Annotated in this window: 20 protein-coding genes; 12 read left to right on the top strand and 8 right to left on the bottom strand. The window is 65.7% G+C overall.

Going from position 1 to position 19,869, the window contains the following annotated elements; translation table 11 throughout:
- Positions 1 to 203: 203 nt before the first annotated feature.
- The 3 genes from D0T12_RS27165 to D0T12_RS27175 form a co-directional block, all read right to left on the bottom strand.
- A complete protein-coding gene (locus D0T12_RS27165; RefSeq protein ID WP_117402858.1) occupies positions 204 to 596 on the bottom strand; it encodes a hypothetical protein in 393 nt (130 codons plus the stop codon).
- 300 nt (positions 597 to 896) lie between these two features.
- Entirely contained in the window at positions 897 to 1,289 is a 393-nt protein-coding gene (locus tag D0T12_RS27170; RefSeq protein ID WP_117402860.1) for a hypothetical protein, read from the bottom strand.
- Positions 1,290 to 1,428: 139 nt separating this feature from the next.
- On the bottom strand, positions 1,429 to 2,637 hold the full coding sequence (locus D0T12_RS27175; RefSeq protein ID WP_117402862.1) for a PKD domain-containing protein: 1,209 nt from the start codon (positions 2,635 to 2,637) through the stop codon (positions 1,429 to 1,431).
- Positions 2,638 to 2,945: 308 nt separating this feature from the next.
- Between D0T12_RS27175 and D0T12_RS27180 the strand changes: the two genes are divergently transcribed.
- The 11 genes from D0T12_RS27180 (at position 2,946) to D0T12_RS27230 (ending at position 13,122) form a co-directional block, all read left to right on the top strand.
- A complete protein-coding gene (locus D0T12_RS27180) occupies positions 2,946 to 3,287 on the top strand; it encodes a DUF5713 family protein (RefSeq protein ID WP_117402864.1) in 342 nt (113 codons plus the stop codon).
- 145 nt (positions 3,288 to 3,432) lie between these two features.
- On the top strand, positions 3,433 to 3,906 hold the full coding sequence (locus D0T12_RS27185) for a hypothetical protein (protein ID WP_117402866.1): 474 nt from the start codon (positions 3,433 to 3,435) through the stop codon (positions 3,904 to 3,906).
- 453 nt (positions 3,907 to 4,359) lie between these two features.
- Positions 4,360 to 5,883 carry a hypothetical protein gene (locus D0T12_RS35000; RefSeq protein ID WP_147339649.1) on the top strand — a complete coding sequence of 508 codons (1,524 nt, stop codon included), beginning with the start codon at positions 4,360 to 4,362 and terminating at the stop codon, positions 5,881 to 5,883.
- Entirely contained in the window at positions 5,867 to 6,322 is a 456-nt protein-coding gene (locus tag D0T12_RS27195) for a hypothetical protein (protein WP_117402870.1), read from the top strand. The genes D0T12_RS35000 and D0T12_RS27195 overlap by 17 nt, the downstream gene beginning before the upstream one ends.
- Entirely contained in the window at positions 6,322 to 6,849 is a 528-nt protein-coding gene (locus D0T12_RS27200) for a hypothetical protein (RefSeq protein WP_117402872.1), read from the top strand. The genes D0T12_RS27195 and D0T12_RS27200 overlap by 1 nt, the downstream gene beginning before the upstream one ends.
- A gap of 61 nt (positions 6,850 to 6,910) precedes the next feature.
- Positions 6,911 to 7,435, top strand: coding sequence for a 3'-5' exonuclease family protein (locus tag D0T12_RS27205; protein WP_199487727.1), 525 nt, complete (start codon positions 6,911 to 6,913; stop codon positions 7,433 to 7,435).
- Between the two features lie 367 nt (positions 7,436 to 7,802).
- Positions 7,803 to 8,615, top strand: coding sequence for a helix-turn-helix domain-containing protein (locus D0T12_RS27210; protein WP_158581646.1), 813 nt, complete (start codon positions 7,803 to 7,805; stop codon positions 8,613 to 8,615).
- Entirely contained in the window at positions 8,612 to 8,806 is a 195-nt protein-coding gene (locus tag D0T12_RS27215; protein WP_117402876.1) for a DUF397 domain-containing protein, read from the top strand. Before D0T12_RS27210 ends, D0T12_RS27215 begins: the two co-directional genes overlap by 4 nt.
- Before the next feature lie 1,631 nt (positions 8,807 to 10,437).
- Positions 10,438 to 12,159 carry a midas domain-containing protein gene (locus D0T12_RS35005; RefSeq protein WP_147339650.1) on the top strand — a complete coding sequence of 574 codons (1,722 nt, stop codon included), beginning with the start codon at positions 10,438 to 10,440 and terminating at the stop codon, positions 12,157 to 12,159.
- Complete coding sequence (locus D0T12_RS27225; protein ID WP_117402878.1) at positions 12,156 to 12,605, top strand: hypothetical protein; 450 nt, start codon at positions 12,156 to 12,158, stop codon at positions 12,603 to 12,605. Before D0T12_RS35005 ends, D0T12_RS27225 begins: the two co-directional genes overlap by 4 nt.
- Before the next feature lie 28 nt (positions 12,606 to 12,633).
- The gene (locus D0T12_RS27230; RefSeq protein ID WP_117402879.1) at positions 12,634 to 13,122 is read left to right on the top strand and encodes a hypothetical protein; all 489 of its coding nucleotides are present in this window, start codon (positions 12,634 to 12,636) and stop codon (positions 13,120 to 13,122) included.
- Between the two features lie 568 nt (positions 13,123 to 13,690).
- On the opposite strand, the gene D0T12_RS27235 is transcribed toward D0T12_RS27230, so the two are convergent.
- From D0T12_RS27235 to D0T12_RS27255, 5 genes are read right to left on the bottom strand one after another with little or no spacing between them, the layout of a single operon-like run.
- Positions 13,691 to 14,785: a glycerate kinase gene (locus D0T12_RS27235; RefSeq protein ID WP_199487728.1), complete on the bottom strand. Its 1,095-nt coding sequence runs from the start codon at positions 14,783 to 14,785 to the stop codon at positions 13,691 to 13,693.
- Between the two features lie 14 nt (positions 14,786 to 14,799).
- Positions 14,800 to 15,627, bottom strand: a complete 828-nt coding sequence (locus D0T12_RS27240; RefSeq protein ID WP_158581647.1) for a shikimate dehydrogenase family protein — start codon at positions 15,625 to 15,627, stop codon at positions 14,800 to 14,802.
- A 23-nt stretch (positions 15,628 to 15,650) separates the two neighbouring features.
- Positions 15,651 to 16,424, bottom strand: coding sequence for an enoyl-CoA hydratase/isomerase family protein (locus D0T12_RS27245; RefSeq protein WP_117402883.1), 774 nt, complete (start codon positions 16,422 to 16,424; stop codon positions 15,651 to 15,653).
- Positions 16,421 to 17,995: an acyl CoA:acetate/3-ketoacid CoA transferase gene (locus tag D0T12_RS27250; RefSeq protein WP_117402885.1), complete on the bottom strand. Its 1,575-nt coding sequence runs from the start codon at positions 17,993 to 17,995 to the stop codon at positions 16,421 to 16,423. The genes D0T12_RS27245 and D0T12_RS27250 overlap by 4 nt, the downstream gene beginning before the upstream one ends.
- Complete coding sequence (locus D0T12_RS27255) at positions 17,992 to 18,762, bottom strand: SDR family NAD(P)-dependent oxidoreductase (RefSeq protein WP_117402887.1); 771 nt, start codon at positions 18,760 to 18,762, stop codon at positions 17,992 to 17,994. Before D0T12_RS27255 ends, D0T12_RS27250 begins: the two co-directional genes overlap by 4 nt.
- 56 nt (positions 18,763 to 18,818) lie before the next feature.
- Here D0T12_RS27255 and D0T12_RS27260 point away from each other — a divergent pair, with 56 nt between their 5' ends.
- Positions 18,819 to 19,844, top strand: coding sequence for an amidohydrolase family protein (locus D0T12_RS27260; protein WP_117402889.1), 1,026 nt, complete (start codon positions 18,819 to 18,821; stop codon positions 19,842 to 19,844).
- Positions 19,845 to 19,869 lie beyond the last annotated feature (25 nt).

The following is a 19,869-nucleotide window of genomic DNA, read 5'->3' on the forward strand; positions in this document are numbered from 1 at the left end:
GCGAGGACGCTCCTCCGCCGCCCGTCTTCAGCCAGGGGACAATGCGGAAGTCGTCCGGCCCAACTGCGCCGAACCCGTGTTCGCGACGACCGGCTCCGCCCCCACCCGATGACCGGCACGCGGATTCGACACCGGGACGCGACAAGAGGTCCCTGGGCTCTCGGGCGCAGCCGCACGGAACCCGCAGCAGCTGCCTGGCGACGTCATCGCGCCCGCCGCCGGTTGAAGGCCGCCGCGATTCCGGCTCCGATCGCGAACGGAATGGCGATGATGGTCGCGACCAGCGGCAGCGCCCAGGACGGGTCCGTGCAGGCGAGAAGGACCGCCGGTACGAGGGCGGTGGGGGCGACCAACAGCGCGGCGATTCGCCTTCCGCCCGCCAGTAACACCAGAGCGCCGAGGCCGATCACACCGGACGCGGCGTAGACGTGCGGCCGCGCCTCCCTCGCCGTCCGCTGCTCCTCGCTGGTTCCCCAGTCCACCACCGGTACGGCTCGGCCCATGGCGCTGTAGAGCCAGCAGACGCCGATGGCGATGATGACGAGCGCCACCATAGCCACGGGATCGATGCGTTTGATCCGGTCACGAATGGTCACGAGGTCAACTCATCCTTGCGTATGCGGATTGCAAAGATCAGCCCACAGAGCCTTGCCGGTCAAACGGCAGCACCCCGGGTTCGGGTGAGCCTGAAGCGCGGCATCAAATCCCCTACGCCACGCACAGCCCGTACTTCCTTGAGTCGGACGCGTTCGACCAGGTGCGTCGCATGACTCACACCGTCGGTCAGAGAAGCGAAAAATGACGTGCGACGCCGCCGAGTCCGTATATCACGAGGCGACCGGCCCAACTCCTGCCCGAGGAACGGTACGCCGTCGCCGCACGGATTCGTCTGGGAGTCATCGTGTCTGTCGCGGCTTGAGGACCGCGGCGATCCCCGCCCCGATCGCGAGCGGAATGGTGGCCACGGCCGCGAGGAACGGCAATGCCATGGATTCGGACGTGAAGGCGAGGAGGAGCGCCGGTACGACGGCGGCGGGAGCGACCAGCAGCGCCGCGATCCGCCGCCCGCCCGCCAACAACGCCAGAGCGCCGAGGCCTATCACCCCGGATGAGATGTAGACATGCGGCCGCGCCTCTCGCGCTATCCGCTTCTCCACGCTGGTCCCGAAATCCACCACCGGCGCGGCCCTGCCCGCGGCGTCATATAGCCGGTACGCGCCAACAACGATTACGATGAGCGCCACCAGCGCCACCGGGTCGATCGTTTTGATCCGGTCACGAATGGTCATGAACGATCCCGTCCTGGCGTTCGCGTGCTTTGATGGTCGTCCCCACGGCTCGGTAGGGTCAAGCGATAACGCCCCGAGCCTTCGAAGATCGGAAGTGACTCGGGGCGATATCGAGAAAACTCCATGCGCGCCTTGTCGGCTACTTCACCCTGACCACATCGGCCGTTGCGAAGCCCATCTCGCCTTCGTTGTCCATCACGATGAGCGTGACGGTGTAGGTTCCGGCCTTCTTGTAGGTATGAGAGATGGATTTCCCGTCATCCATCGTCCCGTCGTCGAACTCCCAGAGGTACTGGACGATCTCGCCGTCGGGGTCGTGGGAGCCAGAGGCGTCGACTTTGATGGTGTCACCATGCTGAGTGAGTGTGAGTCGAGCCTTCGGCGGGGTGTTGGCCTTGGGGAGCGGAGTCGGCACCTTGGTGTTTCGCCTGGGCGGCGCGGCGAGCTGTTGTCTGATCACCGGACGCAGGTGATTCGCATTGACTTGGTACCCGAACTTCGTCGGGTGGAAAGAGTTGTAACGTGGGTTGAGGCTGATCCCGTTCAGGTAGTTGTCGTTGCCATCGGGATTGCACAGCTCATGGCCGTCGGAGGCGGCGTAGAAGTCCACCGGGATGGCTCCGACGCTCTGCGAGGACCCGATGATCGCGTCGTCCAGGCGCCTGATCCAGTTGTTGATCCACAACTGGTCGCTGACGCGGACCGCGTGGCATCGCTTGATCAGCAGGCCGCTCTCCCACCAGCGCCACCCACCGCGGCGGGGGAAGAATTTGGCGTAGGTGGGGGTGATGAGGCGGGTCAGCGGCGCCCGGTGGAACAGGTCGGTGTAGACGGCCTGGAGCCGGTTGAGACCCGTGGCGGGGTCGAGAGTGTTCACCAGCCTGTCGAAGTTGGCCTGCACCTGATCGTCGTAGGCGCTCGCGCAGGACCGTCCGACCCAGTGACGGGTCACGCACCTGGTGATGAGCGGTCCGAACTCCAGGTCGTTCCCGCCGATTCCGAGCGTGGTGACCCGGATCGAACCGGCGTTGTCGAGTACCGCGTCCGCCTGGGGCGGCTCGCCGTTCATGCTCCGGTAGAGGTCATGGCTGGTGGCGCCTTCACAGGCCACGAAGGCCAGCGGCTTCGGTCCCGATCCCTCGGCGTCGAGTAGGGAGATGTGCGACCACTTCGAGCGGTGGCAGTCACCGGTGTACTCCTCCGTTCCGGTCCCCGCCTGGTAGGAGTCACCTAACGCGACCCATTCCGCCCCATCGGATAACGGCTCCGCTGCGGCCGGAGCGGCCATGGCCGTGACCGACATCGCGACTCCCATCGCGATCACGAACACGGGTTTCACATACCTCATCACCCATCGTCTCCCTTCTTGCGATCAGCCTTACTTGCCAACGACCGACCGCGTTCGATTCATGACAACTCATCGAACAATGAGTGTTCTGTGCTGCTCGAAGATAGATCAACACTTTGTTACTGACAAGGAGTCATTCACTTCGAAATCGACTGCGGCTACCTCACCTGCGGAGGCAGGATCCGGCCACGCGTTGCGGTAAACCGATCGAGGCGTACGCGAGTCGGCTTCGCTTCAGGGCGCCGATGTCAGCGGCCCCGGTTACGATCGGCAACCTCAACCCACACGCACGCTAGGAGGCAGCCGAGATGCCGTTGACCAACCAGAACGTCCTTGGGCACGAGTTCCTCAAGGGCATGTACGACGACGGATATTTTCCGGATCACCTCGTTGACAAGGGGAAGGCGATCCTGCTGAGGCTGTGCGAGGAAATCGAGGCCGACGCGCCAGCCGACCTGGAGGAGCTCTACCGACTGACGCACGCCGCGACCGAGGAGTTCAACGACCTGGAAGAAGAGTTCGTGAATGCCGGCAGCGAACTCGAAACGGCCGCCCGCGAGGTGATCGGGGAGGAGTTCTGGTTCATCGCCACCGGCTACGGGTTCTCCAACGCCGACCCCGAGGAACTGATCGCCACCCGGAACTGGTGACGCCGAACGTCCCCTGCCGAGCCGATACCTTCCGCGTACGCCTTCGAACCCAACGGGCCCGCCCCCGACCGGTCCGGCCATGCCTCGCCTGCTTGTGTCAGATTCGGCGTCCTCGGCCCCTCGGCGATTGGGCGAGAATGAGCAGATGTACTACCTCCAGGCCGCCGTCGCAGCCGAACATGTCCTTCGCAAGTTGGTCGGCCAGGTCGCGGAGGCTTGCTTCGTCCCTCTCAACCAAGGCCTGTGGCTCCTGCCGATGACCGACGCGCTGTTCGACGCGATCACGGTTCCGGATGCAGCCGAACTCGACGGGTTCTGGAAGGCACCTGCGGGCTTCGAACGCATGCTCATCACGTGCTCGGAAACAGGGCCCGTGGCCTACGTCGAAGCGGACTACTTCGGCGGCACGGGGATGCAGGCCGCGCAGGTCTGGGACGCGGGCAAAGTGGCCCTCGGCCCCCTGTACAAGAATGTGGACGAGCGGTTCCCGCCGACCGGGTCCCCGATCTCGCAGGCTCTGCGGCGGCTCGGCGTCGCCAAGGGCAGACACTTCGACGAGTTCGACGCGGTCGGACTCACCCGCCACCGCGACACTGACGACTGGTTCTCGCGCACGTAGCGGACGGAGCTGTCGACCAGGTGCAGCGAAGCTCCGGGAGCCGGGACGCATATTGGTGCCCTGGTGCGTTACCGAGCGCAGTGCACACCCACTGACGTGAGAGCACAGGCACACGTCCGGCTGCCTCGGTAGGCACCGTCCGTCCGGCGTTCACCCGCGCTCCCGCATTCGTTGGCTTCTCACGCCGCCGTGACGACAACGCCGCTCCCCGCTCATGTCAGGCACGAATACCTGGCACTTCGCATAGTCATCCCGTCGACTCGTCAGCCCGGCTCGCCGCGCACGAATTTCGCACGTGCGAAAGGGCGACATGCACGCTTACATGGACGCGACGCATGGAGGGTCGACTCCGCGCCACCTCCCATCCGACATGCAAGGGAAACGGGCGATAAGTCCGTTATATGGCTGATCGTTCATGCGGACTTGCGGCCACCGGCGGAAAGGGCACCAGGCGTGGGCGTCGAACGCACCCCCGGCACGGACACCCGTACCGACACCACCAACACCCACGACCGGCCCTCCACCCCTCCACCGGACAACCCCGGCGCCCCCGGCCAACCCTCCCGCCTCGAAAGCCTCCGCCGCGCCCGCGAAGAACAACACGCCAGAGCCGCCCAAATCGCCGCGACCCGCGAAGCCCAAACCGAACAACGCGACAAGCCCCGCGAGGACACCTCCTCCACCGAGGACACAGACCAAACACAAGACACCCCGGCCGAACCAGAGGACAACGACGAGACGTGCGAGCCCGACACTCAATCCAGCGAGGCTGACCGCGACCCGGAAGACCCAGACTCACAGGCCGAGACCGAGCAACCTGACATCTCGGACGAGTCGCAAGGCGCCGAGGCCGAGCCCAAGGACGCCGACGAGACGCAACCCGAAACCGGAGACGCCGAGCAACCCGACACCGACGACGAGGAAACCCGCACCCGGGACACCGAGCGGACCGCCCCCGACCCATCGGACGAAACCGAACCCGAAGGACTACAGGAGCACGACCGTCCGCCACTCCCCCAGAACGAGCATCAACCGTCTAACACCGCCGACCGCGACCCGGAAGGCGCACAACCCAACTCCGATGAGACCGAACAACCCGATCTCTCGGACGAAGAAGCCCACAGCCAGGACACCGACCAGACCGCCCATCGCCCGCCCGATGAGACTGAGCAGCCCCAGGTCGGTGATGCCGACAACCAGGACCCACAGGACCAGGGCCGGCCACCGCTCCCCCAACACGAGGAACCATCGTCCGACACCACCGCCCCAGAAACCGCGACCGAGGAGACCCCGGACGAGCCAACCGGTCAAGCCCAAGAGGTAGCGGACGAACAGGCCCCGGCCCCCGAGCACCGACCTCACAGGCCCGAGTCCCCACCACAGCCCGAAGCACAAGCGCCCCTTCCGGACTGGCCACCCAGGACGAACGACGGCACCACCCGATGGTCCACCCCCACCTACCGCGTCGACGACAGAACACCGGGCACCCAGGGCGAGCCCCGTGATAGGAATGCCGAGACCCAAACCACCAACGACGAATCGACCAAATACCGCGAACTACCCGACGCCCCCCGAGACGGAACACCCGGACGCGGCGAACTCCGCAACCCAGAGGACGACCCGGCAAGCCGCGACTACTCCGAAACCGATCCCGAAAAGAGGTCACGCAGGAGAGAGGGCCTAAGGGCTGCTGTGTACAAGCCCGGCGATGCGGCCAAGAGCGCGAACGAGTTGTCGGACAAAGTCAAGAAATTCTTGGATCGACCTCCACCGAAGAGCACTCCGGAAGTCGTCAAGGGCAACTCTCCTGACATGCAGCCAACACAAACCTCCATCAAGTATGGGGACGCGGGAATCGGTGTGATCGGTTTGGCGATCATCACGGTTGGGGCGACCAGAAAGGCAATCGTTGGAAGCCGCTGGCTCCGCGCAGAGATAGGGCGAACACTAGGAAGGGATCATGGCAGTAACCGATGAGCAGGTCGCAGCTCTGCACGCTCAACTCGCCGGTCGCGCTGAAGAGCACAAGAGGCTCCTTCAACAACTTGATCGGGCCAAGGCCAACGAAGGCTACAGCGCGCTTGTCGCTGCGGCCTTCTTCGAGGCGGCGGAGCGACGTTTTATACGGGCCGGCGAGGTAGCGGACAAGGCCGAAGTAATCGACTTCGTCGGCTCTATTCGTGCACGCGCAGAAGAGAACGTAGACCTAATCGATCCTGAGATCGCCGAGCGCATGATTCTACATGTGATCGGCCAAACGTCGAACGAAGAGGTCAGGAGCTTCGACGCCGAGGTAGCTTTCAAACACCAGATCATTCTCATGGCGGCACTGGTCGGAGAAGCACAGTTCAGCGACGAGGAACTGGATGCGTTTATTGTTAAGGTGAGGGCCGACGCCGAGGATCTGTTCGAGTAATGGACTGGGCAGCAGTCAAAATAGATGATGACCACGCAGCAGCGCTGCGCGCGTTTCTGGATGGCGACGTCGAGACGTGGGAAGATCTGTACAGCCGAATGACGACCGATGAGGCGGCTGCCGGTTACATGTCGATGATCTATGCCGGGTTCGTGGTGGCGGTGCGACGCCGATTCTCACCCACATACACGACCCCCGAGATCGTTCGATGGGTCGCGGATCTGCGCATGACTCTTGGAGATGACGGAGAGCAGCTCAATCCGCGAGTGACCGAGAATCTAATGCGAGACGTCCTCGGCGACCCGGATCTAAGGAGCGACGATGGAATAGATGACCCATATGCCGTCATCCCAGCCCAATGCGCAGTTTTGTCAGAGTTGGCAGCCGAGGTTGTGATCGACGAGGCAACGTTGGAGGAGTTCATCAAAGACTCCGTTGATTTCGCCGAACAGTGGGTGTCCGCCAGGCAAGGCCAGACCCGGGAAGCGGCCGCTCCAGAAAGCGTTAGAAGGAACGCCGATGCCTAAGCGTGAAGTTTACATCTCGGCTGATGTGGAGGCTGACGGGCCGATCCCGGGGCCGTACTCCATGCAGAGCTTCGGGTTGTCGGCCTGCGGGACGTTCGATGGACACACGTTCACACCCACCGACCCGACCAAGGACACGTTCTACGCAGAGCTGAAACCGATCACTGACACCTACGTGCCTGAAGCGGTGGCGGTCAGCGGCTTGAAGCATGATCGCCTCGCCGCCGAGGGCCGCGACCCGGCCGAGGCGATGAACGCCGCCTCGGCCTGGGTAGCCGAGGTGGCCGCTACCGCGGGAGCCTCGCCAGTGCTGGTTGCCTACCCACTCGGCTTCGACTGGATGTTCCTGTACTGGTACTGGATGCGGTTCACCGACACCGGGTCTCCGTTCGGCCACTCCCGGCACCTGGACCTCAAAACCCTGTACGCCACCAAGGCCAACACCATGGTGACCCGCTCGACCAAGAGACAGATGCCCGCCGAACTGCTGTCCGACCGACCGCACACCCACAACGCCCTGGACGACGCGATCGAGCAGGCCGAACTTTTTCACAACCTCGTCCGCTGGGCCGGACCACCCAAATAGGGCCACTCCACGGAACACCTCCTTCCGCGCCCCTTCACAGCACCCCCGCCATCGACCGCACCATGTCGGTCCCGCTTAGATCTGTGCTGACACCGACGCTCGGTGATCGGACGGACGAACTAGCACGCTCAGCGAGACCATCGAAACGCAGGAAAATTGTGCGGCCATATACGATCCTGTTCGATATGAAAGCGTAACCATTTTCGACCAGCGAACCCGTTCAATTTGCCGCGCGAGGTCTCAACGGTGGTGTACACAGGGTAGCTAGACGAACACGCTCCAGTTCCCGGGGGGTTGACATGGGTAGCCAGTACGCACGATGCCACCGTCTCGCTGCCGAGCTTCGCGCACTCCGCGAAGAGCAGGCTTGCTGGCAGACGAGTTGGCCAAGCGCATCCACTACTCGCGCACGAAGATCATCCGCCTCGAGAACGCCAGCGGCCGCCCTGACGTCGCCGACGTCATCCGCATTCTTGACGTTCTCGGAGTGCCGGACGACCGGTGGACGTACATCGTCCGCCTAGCCTCCGACGCTGCCAAGAAGGGGTGGTGGGACGCCTACGGTGAATCGATGGGGCGGCGCCAACGCACCTACGCGGACCTCGAGTCCGGAGCGGACACCATTCGCAGTTACAACCCCACTTCTGTCCCGGGCGCCCTCCAGACACCCGAGATGATCGCCGCAATGATCGAACTGGCGAAAGCTGAAGGTCCCACAGACTTCTCTCCCGCAAAGATGACCAAAGCTCGGCTTCGCCGCCAGGAGGAGCTACTGCGGCCTGGTGGTCCAACCTACGATCTAGTCCTGGACGAGGTCGCTCTGCGTCGGATCATCGTTTCCGAAGAGGTCCTCGCAGCTCAAATACGCCACCTCATCGATACTGCCACAGGAGCACCGCAGCTCACCGTCCGTCTCCTACCGGTAGATATCCGAGCCCCGAAGTATCCGCTTCCTACCGTACCGTTCTACGTCTACACCTATCCGGAGGCTGATGAGTCTCCAGTGACTGTTGTGGATACGGTCACAACTAACGTTGTCCACACGGCACCCGAAGAGGTTGAGAGGTATACACGAAGGTATCATCACCTCAGCCGTGTCGCTCTATCCCCCGACGACAGTCTGTCCAGACTGAATGAGATCGCAGAGACTCTGACCAGCCAGGCAGGAGCCAGAGGATGAATGAAAAGTACTCACAGTGGCGCAAGGCTAGCCACAGTGAGGCAGGAAGTGAGTGTGTCGAAGTAGCGTCCGCCAATGACCGTCAAACCGTAGGTATTCGCGATTCCAAGGAGAACAACATCGGTAACATTTTGGAGATCACACGCCTGGATTGGACCGCACTGCTAACGATCATCCGATCAGGTTCGTAGCACGCATAGCGACTTCCCCGCTCGAAAGTGGTTCCCTCCACAAAAAAGCCATATATTCAGGGGCGGAAGTCCGGCCGTGGCGAAGCAGGCGGTCACTGTGTGGAGATGAGTCAGTCCGCCGCTCCAGTAGTCGCTATCCGCGATCCCACACTTCACAGCAAAGTCCCGTTCTTGAGTTGACCTCCCCAGAATGGATCGCTCTCCTTGTAGCCATCAGATTGAATTCATGATGCGCTGTTGGCGGGCGAGACTCTTAGCCCACCGTAGAACTCGTAGCCAGAGCGGCTGTAGTGACGAACGGGAATTCGCAGCGGCTCTAATTTGACTTCTCAGACCAGCCGGAAGCCTCACTTCGTCTGCCCCCTACGCTACGCTTCTCGGGGCACCATTTCCTACGTTCGTCGGCACATATACCCTGCTCGTGCTAATTGGTCCCCAAGCACCTCGTCTCGACATCAGCAGGCCCCCGTCCACCCGAAAGGACGGGTCAACTCCCATACCAGCGATACGCCCGCCTAATCTTCCGGTCGCGTCATGACACAGCGATGAACGAGGCCTATTTAGACGACCGTGAACGTCTACAGCGTGGAACCACTGGAGACGTACCCAAGTCTGCGGCGGCTCTACGCCTGTCTCACCGGATGACCAGGCAGCGTCCCTCCTCCCACCCCACCCATCAAGGCTTCTTGGGACGCCAATTTTCGCATTCGTCGTCCAAAATGCCGTCCTCCCGTCGCCTGATCTCAGGAATATCGCGTACTCGTCAGCAGGCCCTGGCCGCGAGCCGGGTCCCCCGCCGCTGTTTCACCTGTGCCGACCGGGAATCATCCCTCCTCCAGCCGTCGCGCCTAGGTGTCTTAGAACACCAGTTTCTGAGTTCGTCGTCTGACGTGCCTCGCGTTGCTAGGACTCCAGGCGTGTCCGTCTCGGCAGGCCTCTGCTCAATGGCCAGGCCTGCCCATGCCGTTGCCTCACCCGTCAAGCCATCCGGTAGCGTTCACGACACACCAATGAGCGGCGGTCCTCTCAGATCGACCGCAAACTCCTGTAGTGCGGAGCCGCTGTAGACACGTACGCGAGCCCGCGGCGCACTACACCTGGTTCACCGGCCAGCCATAAGACCTTGCCTTTCAACCCCCCATTAGGCCTCTTGGGACGCCGGTTCTTGAGGTCGTCACCCGAAATGCCATCGTCACGCTGCTGGGTCAACCAACCTCCCCTGCCAGTGCCGCCCAGGCGATAGAGAGGGTGGGCACCTTCGGGGGGTTCAACTAGGACGCTCCCCCGGAGACTCACAGCGTCCGCCCAAGCATGAAGGGCCCGACATTTTTCTCGCGCTTCTGCATTCGTTGGGTTCTCCCGCCTGTACGACGGCAACGTCTACCTCTCACGCATAGCGGACACGAAGAGATGACAGAGCACACAGTCATCCCGCCGAGTCGTCTGGTCAGTTCAATGTGCACGAATCTCGCACGTGCGAAGGGGCGACATGCACGCTTACATGGACGCGACGCATGGAGGGTCGACCCCGCGCCACCTCCCATCCGAAATGCAGAGGAACGGGCGAAAAGTCCGTTATATGGCTGATCGTTCATGCGGACTTGCGGCCACCGGCGGAAAGGGCACCAGGCGTGGGCGTCGAACGCACCAACGGCACAGACACCCGTACCGAAACCACCGACACCCCCCACACCCAAGACCGCCCCACACCACCACCGGCGGACAACCCCGGCTCTCCCCGCCAACCCTCCCGCCTCGAAAGCCTCCGCCGCGCCCGCGAAGAACAACACGCCAGAGCCGCCGAAATCGCCGCCGCACGCCAAGCTCAAACCGAACAGAGCGACAAACCCCGTGAAGGCGCCGACACCACCGAACCGACTGCCGAGCAAGAGGACAACGACGAAACGCGAGAACCCGCCGAGACCGGGCACGACTCGGAAGACAGGGACAAGCAGGCGGGAACCGAGAAGGCCGAGCAACCTGACACACCAGGCGAGACGCAGGACGCCACGGCCAAGTCCAAAGACGGCGAAGAGACACAACAGCTCGACGAGACGACTCAGAAGCACGACACCGGGGCCGAAGACACTGGCCGCAACCCAGTCGACACACAAGCCGAAGTCGAAGACGCCGAGCAACCCGACTCCCAGGACGCCGACCGGAACTCCCCCGCTCCACCGGACGAAACCGACCAGCCCCAGGACGGCGAGGCCGACAACCTGGATCTACAGGAGCAGGACCACTCGGCTCTCTCGCCAGACGCGGAACGCTCGTTTAACACCGCCGACCGCGACACCAGCCCGGAGACCGGCGAAGCCGAGCGACTCAACATTGCCGGCGAGACGCAGGACACCTCGGCCGAGCCCGAGGGCGCCGACGAGACGCGGGAAAGCGCCGAGACCGCACCGACACCCGACACCGAAGCCGTTGGAACCGAGCGCGGCTCGGAAGACGGAGACACGGATGCACAGGCCAAGGCCGAGGAGGTCGAGCAACCCGACTTCGCTGACGAGGAGCCCCACTCCCAGGACACCGATCAGGCCAGTCACCGCCCGCCCGACGAAGCCGGCCAGGTCCAGGATGGCGAGCCCGACAATCAGGACCAGCCACTTTCCCGACACGAGGAACCATCGTCCGAAACCGCCGATCAGGGGAGCGGCACCGCGGAGTCCACGACCGAGCAGGACCCGGACGGGCCAACCGGTCAAGGCCAGGAAGTAGCAGACGATCAGGCCCCCGGCCCCGGAGATCAGCGAGCCGCCGAAGACCAACCCCGTGTGTCCGAGCCCCCACCACGGCCTGACGCACCGGCGCCTCTTCCGGACTGGCCGCCGAGAACGAACGACGGCATCACTCGTTGGGCCACACCCGTCTACCGTGTCGACGACAGAACGCCGGGCGGCCAGGTCGAGTCCCGTGATAGGAATGCCGGGACCCAACCGGAAACCTCGACCGCCAACGAGGGCAATGATTATCGATGGCTCCCCGATCTCCCACGCGATGGAACACCCGGACGCGGCGAACTCCGCCCGCCGGAGGAGGACCCTGTGGACCGGGAGGCCGAGTTCGAGGAGAGGAGGCGGAGCCGCTGGGAGCCGCTTGACCGGCTACAGGCTGGGATGGACGGTGTGAAGAAGGCAACGGAAGGCGCAAAAGGCTTCCTAGACAAGCCACCACCGGCTGGCAAAGCGGAAGTGAAGACCGACACCGGTTCCATGCACTCCCCTACGACGAATGCCGCAGCGTATCCCACGGACGCGATACTCGGCGCCGCCATAGTAGCGACAGCGGCCATTGGTGCGATTACCAGAACAGTGGACAGGATCAAGAATAGAGAGGCGGAGCGTGAATGAAGATCACTGACGAACACGTCGCTACCTTGCGCGCCCAACTGTCCGGGGACACAGACGAGTATGCACGCCGTCTCGACGAGCTGGTTTCCACGGAAACCCAGGCAACTTACACAACCCTGATCACGGCCGCCTTCTTCGAAGCCGTCGATCGGCGCTTCGTCATCAATGGCAAGACTGCCGGTGATCGCGAAATCATTGACTTCGTTGCCACGAAGCGCGAAATCAACCCCATCGCCGCCGAACGCCTCGACCCGGTTATAGCCGAGCAAGTGCTCGCGCATGCACTGGGCAAGGGATCGATACCCGGCGACATCGACAGCGACACGCTGATGGAGACTCAGGTCCTCCTGCTCGCCGCGCTGATCGGCGAGGCCGATCTCAGCGAATCAGAGCTTGAGGCATTCCTGGCGAAGGCGCGCGCTGAAGCAGACGAACACCTGGACTGACACACCCGCCCCCAGATCGGATCTCGACATGACAGGCAAGGCTCCCATCACGATTAGCGACCTACACGTAGCAGCTCTGCGTACGTTCTTGGTCGAAGGCACCGAGGTTTGGCTGAAGCAGCACGAAAATCTACTGAAGGACGAAACGGACTTCGGGTACTCGCTTCTCCTCTACGCCGCATTCACCAAGGCGGCAGAGAGGAAGTTTTCACCACTCTACAGCGTTCCGCAACTGATCCGCTACGTCGCCGATCATCGGCTCAGTCTTGAGGAGCATGCGGACGAGTTGAACCCTCGTGTCGCAGAGAAGCTTCTTCGATTCGCGCTGGGCGACGAGGGCTTGAATGAGCGCCCGCCGTTCGGGATGGATCCGGTCAGTGTGGCGCGGGCCGAAATGTACCTGCTCATGGCGCTCGTTCAGGAAGCGAAACTTACCGACGCGGAACTGGAGGAGTTCATCAAGGACTCCGCCGTTCTCGCCAACGAATGGGCGGCCGCCGACCAAGAGCAGGCGTAGGAAGAAGCCACTCCGGGAAGCGCCACAAGGAACGTTGACGCCCAAGCTTGCGGCGTACGCCTCCCCCGATGTGGATGCAGACGGGTCGACCCCAGGCCGTACTCCCTTGCTGCGTTTGGGATAGACGGCCTGGGGGACCTTTGGCGAGCGCATGTTCCGCTGGCACGATCGTCATCATTTAAACGCCATGCGCCGCTGCAACAGCGCCGCCTACGTGGGTTTCGTCCGCGCCCCCCGTTCTTCGAGCAGATCTTTGTTGATTGCCAGGCCCGGCCGGTCTGCTCCCCGCATGGTCGATGCGACCCGAACTGCCCACCCTTGAGCGAAGTATTAGAGCGTCGTTGACGGAACGCTCTGAACCAGAAAACCGGGCGGCTTGGCGTGCCTGCGCGTGCTGAGGCCGACATTCGCCCTCCCCGCGTGCTGGCGGGCCAGAGTCGGCACCGCTCAGTTGATCATCCCCGCCGGGCGGCGTATGGAACGGTGGCGGGCAGGGTCGTCGGTTCGCTGCGACATCGGCGGCGCGTTGCGTCCTGTTGATGGTCGAGCGGGCCTGTGGACTTGGTTGTTAGGTGGTGGGGGTGGGGAGGGTGGCGGCGAGGTGTTCGGCGGCGTGGCGGAGGTGGTGTTCTGGGGTTTTCATTGCGGCCTGGGGTGAGCCTGCCAGGTCGGTGAGGCTGAGCATTGTTACGCCGGGGTGTTCCGTTGTTACGCTTCCGGCGATTACTGCGGCGGGGACGCCGTGGCGTTCTGCGAGGTTGATGATGTGGCCGGTGATCTTGCCGGTGTAGGACTGTGCGTCGTGGCGGCCCTCTCCTGTGACGACCAGTGTGGCGCCCGCGATGCGGGTCGGGAGGCCTGTCAGGGTGGTGAGGTAGCGGGCGCCGGATTCCGTTTTCGCGTTCCAGCAGGCTGAGAGGCCGTAAGCGATGCCGCCTGCTGCGCCTGCGCCTGGGGTGTTCGGGGTGCCGCCTAGTAGGTCCGCCCATCGGTGGAGGCCGTTGTCTAGGACCTGTATGAGGGCGGGGTTTGCGCCTTTTTGTGGGGCGAAGACGATTGCGGCGCCGTGGGGGCCGTAGAGGGGTGCGTCTACGTCGCAGAGGACCAGGACGCCGTCGGGTGGGGGTGGTAGCAGGTTCGTGGTGTCGATGGTGGTCACGTTGGTTAGGGCGGTGCCGCCGGGTGGGAGGGTTTGGCCGTGGTGGTCCGTGGTGCGGAGGCCTAGTTCGCGGAGGCAGCCGGCGCCGCCGTCGGTGGAGGCCGAGCCGCCTAGGCCTACGACGATGCGCCGGGCCTCCTGACGGGCCTCGCGGAGGACGGTGCCCAGCGGGGCGCTGTCGGCGCCGCCCGGGTCGTGGGTGCCGAGGAGGGGGAGGCCGCAGCATTCGGCGAGTTCCACAACCGCCGTGCCGTCGGCGAGCATGAGCCAGCGGGCCTCGTGCGGGCCGCGCGGCAGCCTCACCGTTGTCTTCCGGACGGTCGCGTCCGGGCGGGCGGCCAGCACCGTGTCGAGTGTGCCCTCGCCGCCGTCGGCCTGGGGTAGGAGTTCGGTCGTCACGTCGGGGCGGACGCGGCGGAAACCGTCGGCCATCGCGGCGGCGGCCCGGGCCGCCGAGAGGGTCGACTTGAACGAGTCGGGTGCTAGCACCACCCTCGGGATCACGGTCGGGCGTCTCCCTAAGCGAGCAGCGGGGCGACGGCCCGCCGCATGGTCTCGGTCGGATCGGGCAGGCCCGTCCACCGGCACCATGCGGCGGCGGCCTGCGCGACCAGCATCCCATCGCCGTTCGACGCCCGCATTCCGCGGGCCCGGGCCCGGCGGACCAGTTCGGTCTCCGCCGGGATGTACACGACGTCGAACACGGCCGCGGACGGGTCGAGGACGTCGACGTCGATGACGGGGCCCGGGGACAGCATGCCGACGGACGTCGCGTTGACGAACAGGTCGGCGTTCGTCAGTCGGTCGCGGGCGCGGGGGTCGTCGAACGTTAGGGGTTCGATTTCGGCGGCGTCGCCTAGGTCGTCGGCGAGGCGGCGTGGCATGTCGGCGTCCAGGTCCAGGACGGTGAGGGCTCCTACGCCTGCGGTGGCGAGGCCGTAGGCGGCGGCGTGGCCTACGCCGCCCGAGCCCGCGACGACCACGGACCGTCCCTTCACGTCGCCGTTGAGGCAGGCGTGGACGCCCGCCAGGAAGCCGGTGACGTCGGTGTTGAAGCCGATGAGGCGGTTGTCTTCGGCGGCGACGCTGTTGACCGCGCCGATCGCGCGGGCGTCGGGTTCGATTTCGTCTAGAAGGTCCATGACGAGGAGTTTGTAGGGGGCGGTGATCTGGAAGCCCATCCAGTTGTCGCGGCGGGCCTCGGCGACCTGTTCGGTTAGGCCTTGCTCGTCGACTTCGCGTAGTTCGTATCGGGCGTCTACGCCGGCGGCGGCGAACGCGGCGTTGTGCATGACCGCGGAGTGGCGGCGTCGCAGGGGGTTGCCGAAGAGGGCGACCGTGCGCATGGTGTTCTCCTTGCCGTTCGGGGTCATCGGCCGGTGAATCGGGCCGGGCGCTTGGCCAGGAAGGCCGCCGCGCCCTCCAGCATGTCGTCGGTCGCGAAGACCGTCTCCGAGCCGTCGAGTTCGTGGGCGAGGCCGTCTTCCAGTGCCGTTTCGGTGGAGAGGTCGAGGAGGTGTTTCGCGACGCGCATCGCGACGGGGCCGCGGGAGGCGAGTGTTTCGGCCATCTCGCGGGCGGCGTCGACGGCCTGTCCGGGGTCGACGACGCGGGTGACCAGGCCGATGGCGAGGGCGTGGGCGGCGTCGATCGGCTCGCCGAGCAGGATCATCTCCTTGGCGCGGGCGAGGCCGATGATCCTCGGCAGTCGTTGGGTTCCGCCGCTGCCCGGGGTCACGCCGAGTTTCAGCTCCGGCATGCCGAGCTTGGATCGGCGGGTCGCGATCCGGAAGTCGCAGCACAGGGCCAGTTCTAGGCCGCCGCCGAGGGCGTGGCCCTCGATCGCGGCGACGGTCGGCACCGGGAGCGTGGCGAGCTGGCGGTAGACCAGCCGTTCCAGGAGCAGCTTGTCCTCGGCGACCCGGCCGTGCAGGTCGTGGAACTCGGCGATGTCGGAACCGGCGCAGAAGGCCTTGCCTCCGGCGCCGTGCACGACGACCGCCCGGACCTCGGGGTCGCGGGCCACCGTGTGGAGCGCGGCGCGTAGTTGTCGTGTCAGTTCGCGGGACACGACGTTCAGGGGCGGGTTGTCCAGGACGATTTCCGTGCACGGCCCGGGGACGACGCGGACGAGGTCGGTCATGGGGCGGTGCCTTTCTCGGTGAGGTCGGCGGCCAGGCCCATCGGCGCGGCGGTGAACAGTCGCGGGTCCATCAGGGCGGGCCGGGCGGGGACGGCGGGTTCGATGTCCATGTGGGCCAGGACGTTCTTCTCCACGTCGATGCCGGGGGCGACCTCGATCAGCGCGAGCCCGGAGGGCGTCAACTCGAACACGGCGCGTTCGGTGATGTACCGGACGGACTGTCCCTTCTCCGCCGCCAGGCGCCCGTTGAAGCTGATCTCGTTGACGGCGTTGATGAACTTGCGGTGCCGGCCCTCGTTGAGGATGGTGAGCGTTCCGTCCTCGACGGCTACTCGGAGGCCGCCCGCGGTGAAGGTGCCGACGAAGCAGAGGCGTTTGGTCTTGGTGCTGATGTTGATGAAGCCGCCGGGGCCGCGTGGACGGTCGTCGAACGCGTGGACGTTGACGTTTCCGCGCCGGTCGACCTGCGCGAACGACAGGCTGGCGATGTCGAGTCCGCCGCCGTCGTAGAAGTCGAACATCGACGGTTGTTCCAGCCGGGCCTGGTAGTCGTATCCGGCGCCGCCGTCGCCGCCGAACGCCGGGACACCGCCGAAGATGCCCTGCTCGACGGTGAGGGTCAGCGCGTCCGAGACGCCTTCCTCGGCGGCTATGGAGCCGATCTGCTGCGAGATGCCGAAGCCCAGGTTGCAGATGTCGCCGCGGTGGAACTCCATGAGGGAACGCCTCGCGATGACCTTTCGGACGTTCAGGGGCGAGGCGGCGACGGAGACTGAGGGGGCTCGCAGTTCCCCCGAGTAGTACGGAGAGTGCGCGGTCGCGTAGGTCTGGCGTTGCGCGGCGTCCACGTAGACGAGGTCGACCAGGGCGCCGGGGACGCGGACGTCCGCCGGGCGCAGCGAGCGCCGCGCCGCGAGCCGTTCGACCTGGACGACGACCTTGCCGCCGTTGTTGTGCGCGGCCATCGCCAGCGCGAGCGTGTCGCCGAGGATCGGTTCGTGTTCGAACGTGAGGTTGCCGTCCTCGTCGGCCGTGGTGGCTCGCAGGACGACCAGGTCGATGGGCAACGCGTGGTACAGCAGCCACTCCCGTCCGGCCAGTTCGACGACCTCGACCAGGTCCTCGGTGGTGCGGGCGTTCTGCTTGCCGCCCGTCTGCCGCGGGTCGACGTAGGTGCCGAGGCCGACGTGGGTGAGGTGGCCGGGGCGTCCGGCGGCCATGTCGCGGCACAGTGCCGACAGGACGCCCTGCGGCAGCGAGTACGCCTCCAGGGCGCCGTCGGCGACCAGGGCGCCGAGCCGGGGTTCGTTGCCGATGTTGCTGCCGATCGTCCGGCGGGCGAGGCCGGGCAGGCCCAGCTGGGAAAACCCCTTGTCGGCGAAGTCGCCGACGCCGACGACGCGGACGGTGGTCAGGTCGCGGGGGTGGCCGGTGGCGCGGAACCGCTCCGCGAGCGCGTCGATGAACGCCTGTGGCACGCCGTGTCCGGCGCCCGAGCCGCCGACCCAGACGGCGTCGCCGTCGCGGACGAGGGCGAGCGCGTCGTCGACGGTTCCGATGGCGGGGCTCATGGCATCAGCCCTCCGCTGTTGGGGTTGAGGGTCTGGCCGAGGAGGAGCGCGGACGCGTCCGACAGCAGGAAGACGACGCAGTCGGCGACCTCCTCGGGTTCGCCGAACCGGCCCAGCGGCAGCTCGGCCATGCGTTTGCGGCCGACCTCGCCCTCCATCACGGTCCGGCCCATGTCGGTGTTGGTGACGCCGGGCGCCACGCAGTTCGCGCGGATCCCGCGCTGCCCGAACTCGCGGGAGATCGACTTGGCTAGCGCGATCAACCCGGCCTTGGCGCCGGCGTAGTGCGCTACGCCGGGCCAGCCGACCAGGCCGAGGCGGGACGCGATGTTCACGATGGAGCCCGACCCGCGCTCCAGCATTCCGGGCAGCACCGCCTGGCTCGCGTGGAACGCCGCGGTCAGATCGGTGGCGATGACGCGGTCCCACTCCTCAGGGGTGACGTCCAGGAACGGTGTCTCGGGCATGATGCCGGCGTTGTTGACCAGGCCGTCGAGCCGGCCGAACCGTCGCTCCACCGCCGCGACGAACCCGAACACCTGGGCGCGGTCGGTGACGTCGCAGCGGTGGACGTCCGCGTCGACGCCGAGGGCGCGGGCCTCGTCGGCGACGCTCTTCGCCCCGGCCTCGCTGTCCCGGTAGGCGATCGCGACGTCGGCTCCGGCGGCCGCGGCGGCCAGCGCGATCGACCGGCCGAGGCCCCGGCCGCCGCCGGTCACCGCCACCACCCGGCCGTACAGCGGGCCCGACCCGTTTCGCTCCGACATGCCCCACCTCGTTCTTTGTAAGCGCTTTCAATTTTCCGTTACCATCTCACAGCGTGATGACCACTTCAAGCCCCCATCCGGCCACGGGCGGCGGACGCGTCGTCGACGTCCACGCGCACGCCGTCCCGGCGGCCCTGCTCGCCGAGCTGAAACCACCCGACCTCACCGACGACCTGCGCCTCAGGTTCGGCGCGCGGTTGACGCCGCCCGTCCCGGAGGCCCTCACCGACGTGCGGTCCCGCATCGCGGAGATGGACCGAACCGGTGTGGACGTCCAGGTCGTCTCGCCGTGGCTGGAGTTGAGCCCGGACGAGCTCGACCCGGCCGCGGCCACCGCGTTCCTGAACGTCCTGGACGAGGCCATGGCCGCGGTCGTGGCGACGCGCCCCGACCGGCTGATGGGGCTGGTCCTCCTCGACCGGCACGATCCCAAGGCGGCGGCGGTTCGGCTCAGGCGGGCGGCGGCCCGGCCCGGCTTCGCCGGTGGCGAGCTGGCCGTGGGCGGGCCCGGTCCCCGGCTGGACGACGCGCGCTGGGACCCGCTCTGGAAGGCCGCGTCGGACACGGGCGCGCTGGTGCTGCTACATCCCTGGCGGGCGGCGTCCCCGGCGTGCCTGCACACCGACCGGCTCGGCGACATCGTGGACAATCCCGCGCAGTCGACGGCGGCCGTCGCCGCGATGATCCTCACGGGTGTCCTCGACCGCTTTCCCGATCTGCGGCTGTGCGTCGTCCACGGGGGCGGGTTCCTGCCCTACCAGGCCGGAAGGCTCGACGCGATCGCCCGGCTCCGGGCCGACTGGTCCGATGACCGGGTGCCGCCGAGCATGGCCCTGCGGCGGCTCTACTACGACTCGCTCACCCATTCGGCGACGTCACTGGCGTGGCTCGTCGAGTTCGCCGGGAGCGACCACGTGCTGCTCGGCAGCGACTATCCGTTCCCCACCGGCGACCCCGAGGCGGTCGCGGCGGTGGCGACGGCTCCCGGCCTGTCGCAGGCCCAGCGCGGCGACGTTCTGGGCGGTACCGCCGCGGGTCTCCTCGGCCGCCGCGCCTTGACAGTCCCGAATTCCATGAAATAGAAAGCGCTTACAGAAATCCAGGGAG

Source organism: Actinomadura spongiicola, assembly GCF_003432485.1.
Lineage (GTDB): Bacteria > Actinomycetota > Actinomycetes > Streptosporangiales > Streptosporangiaceae > Spirillospora > Spirillospora spongiicola.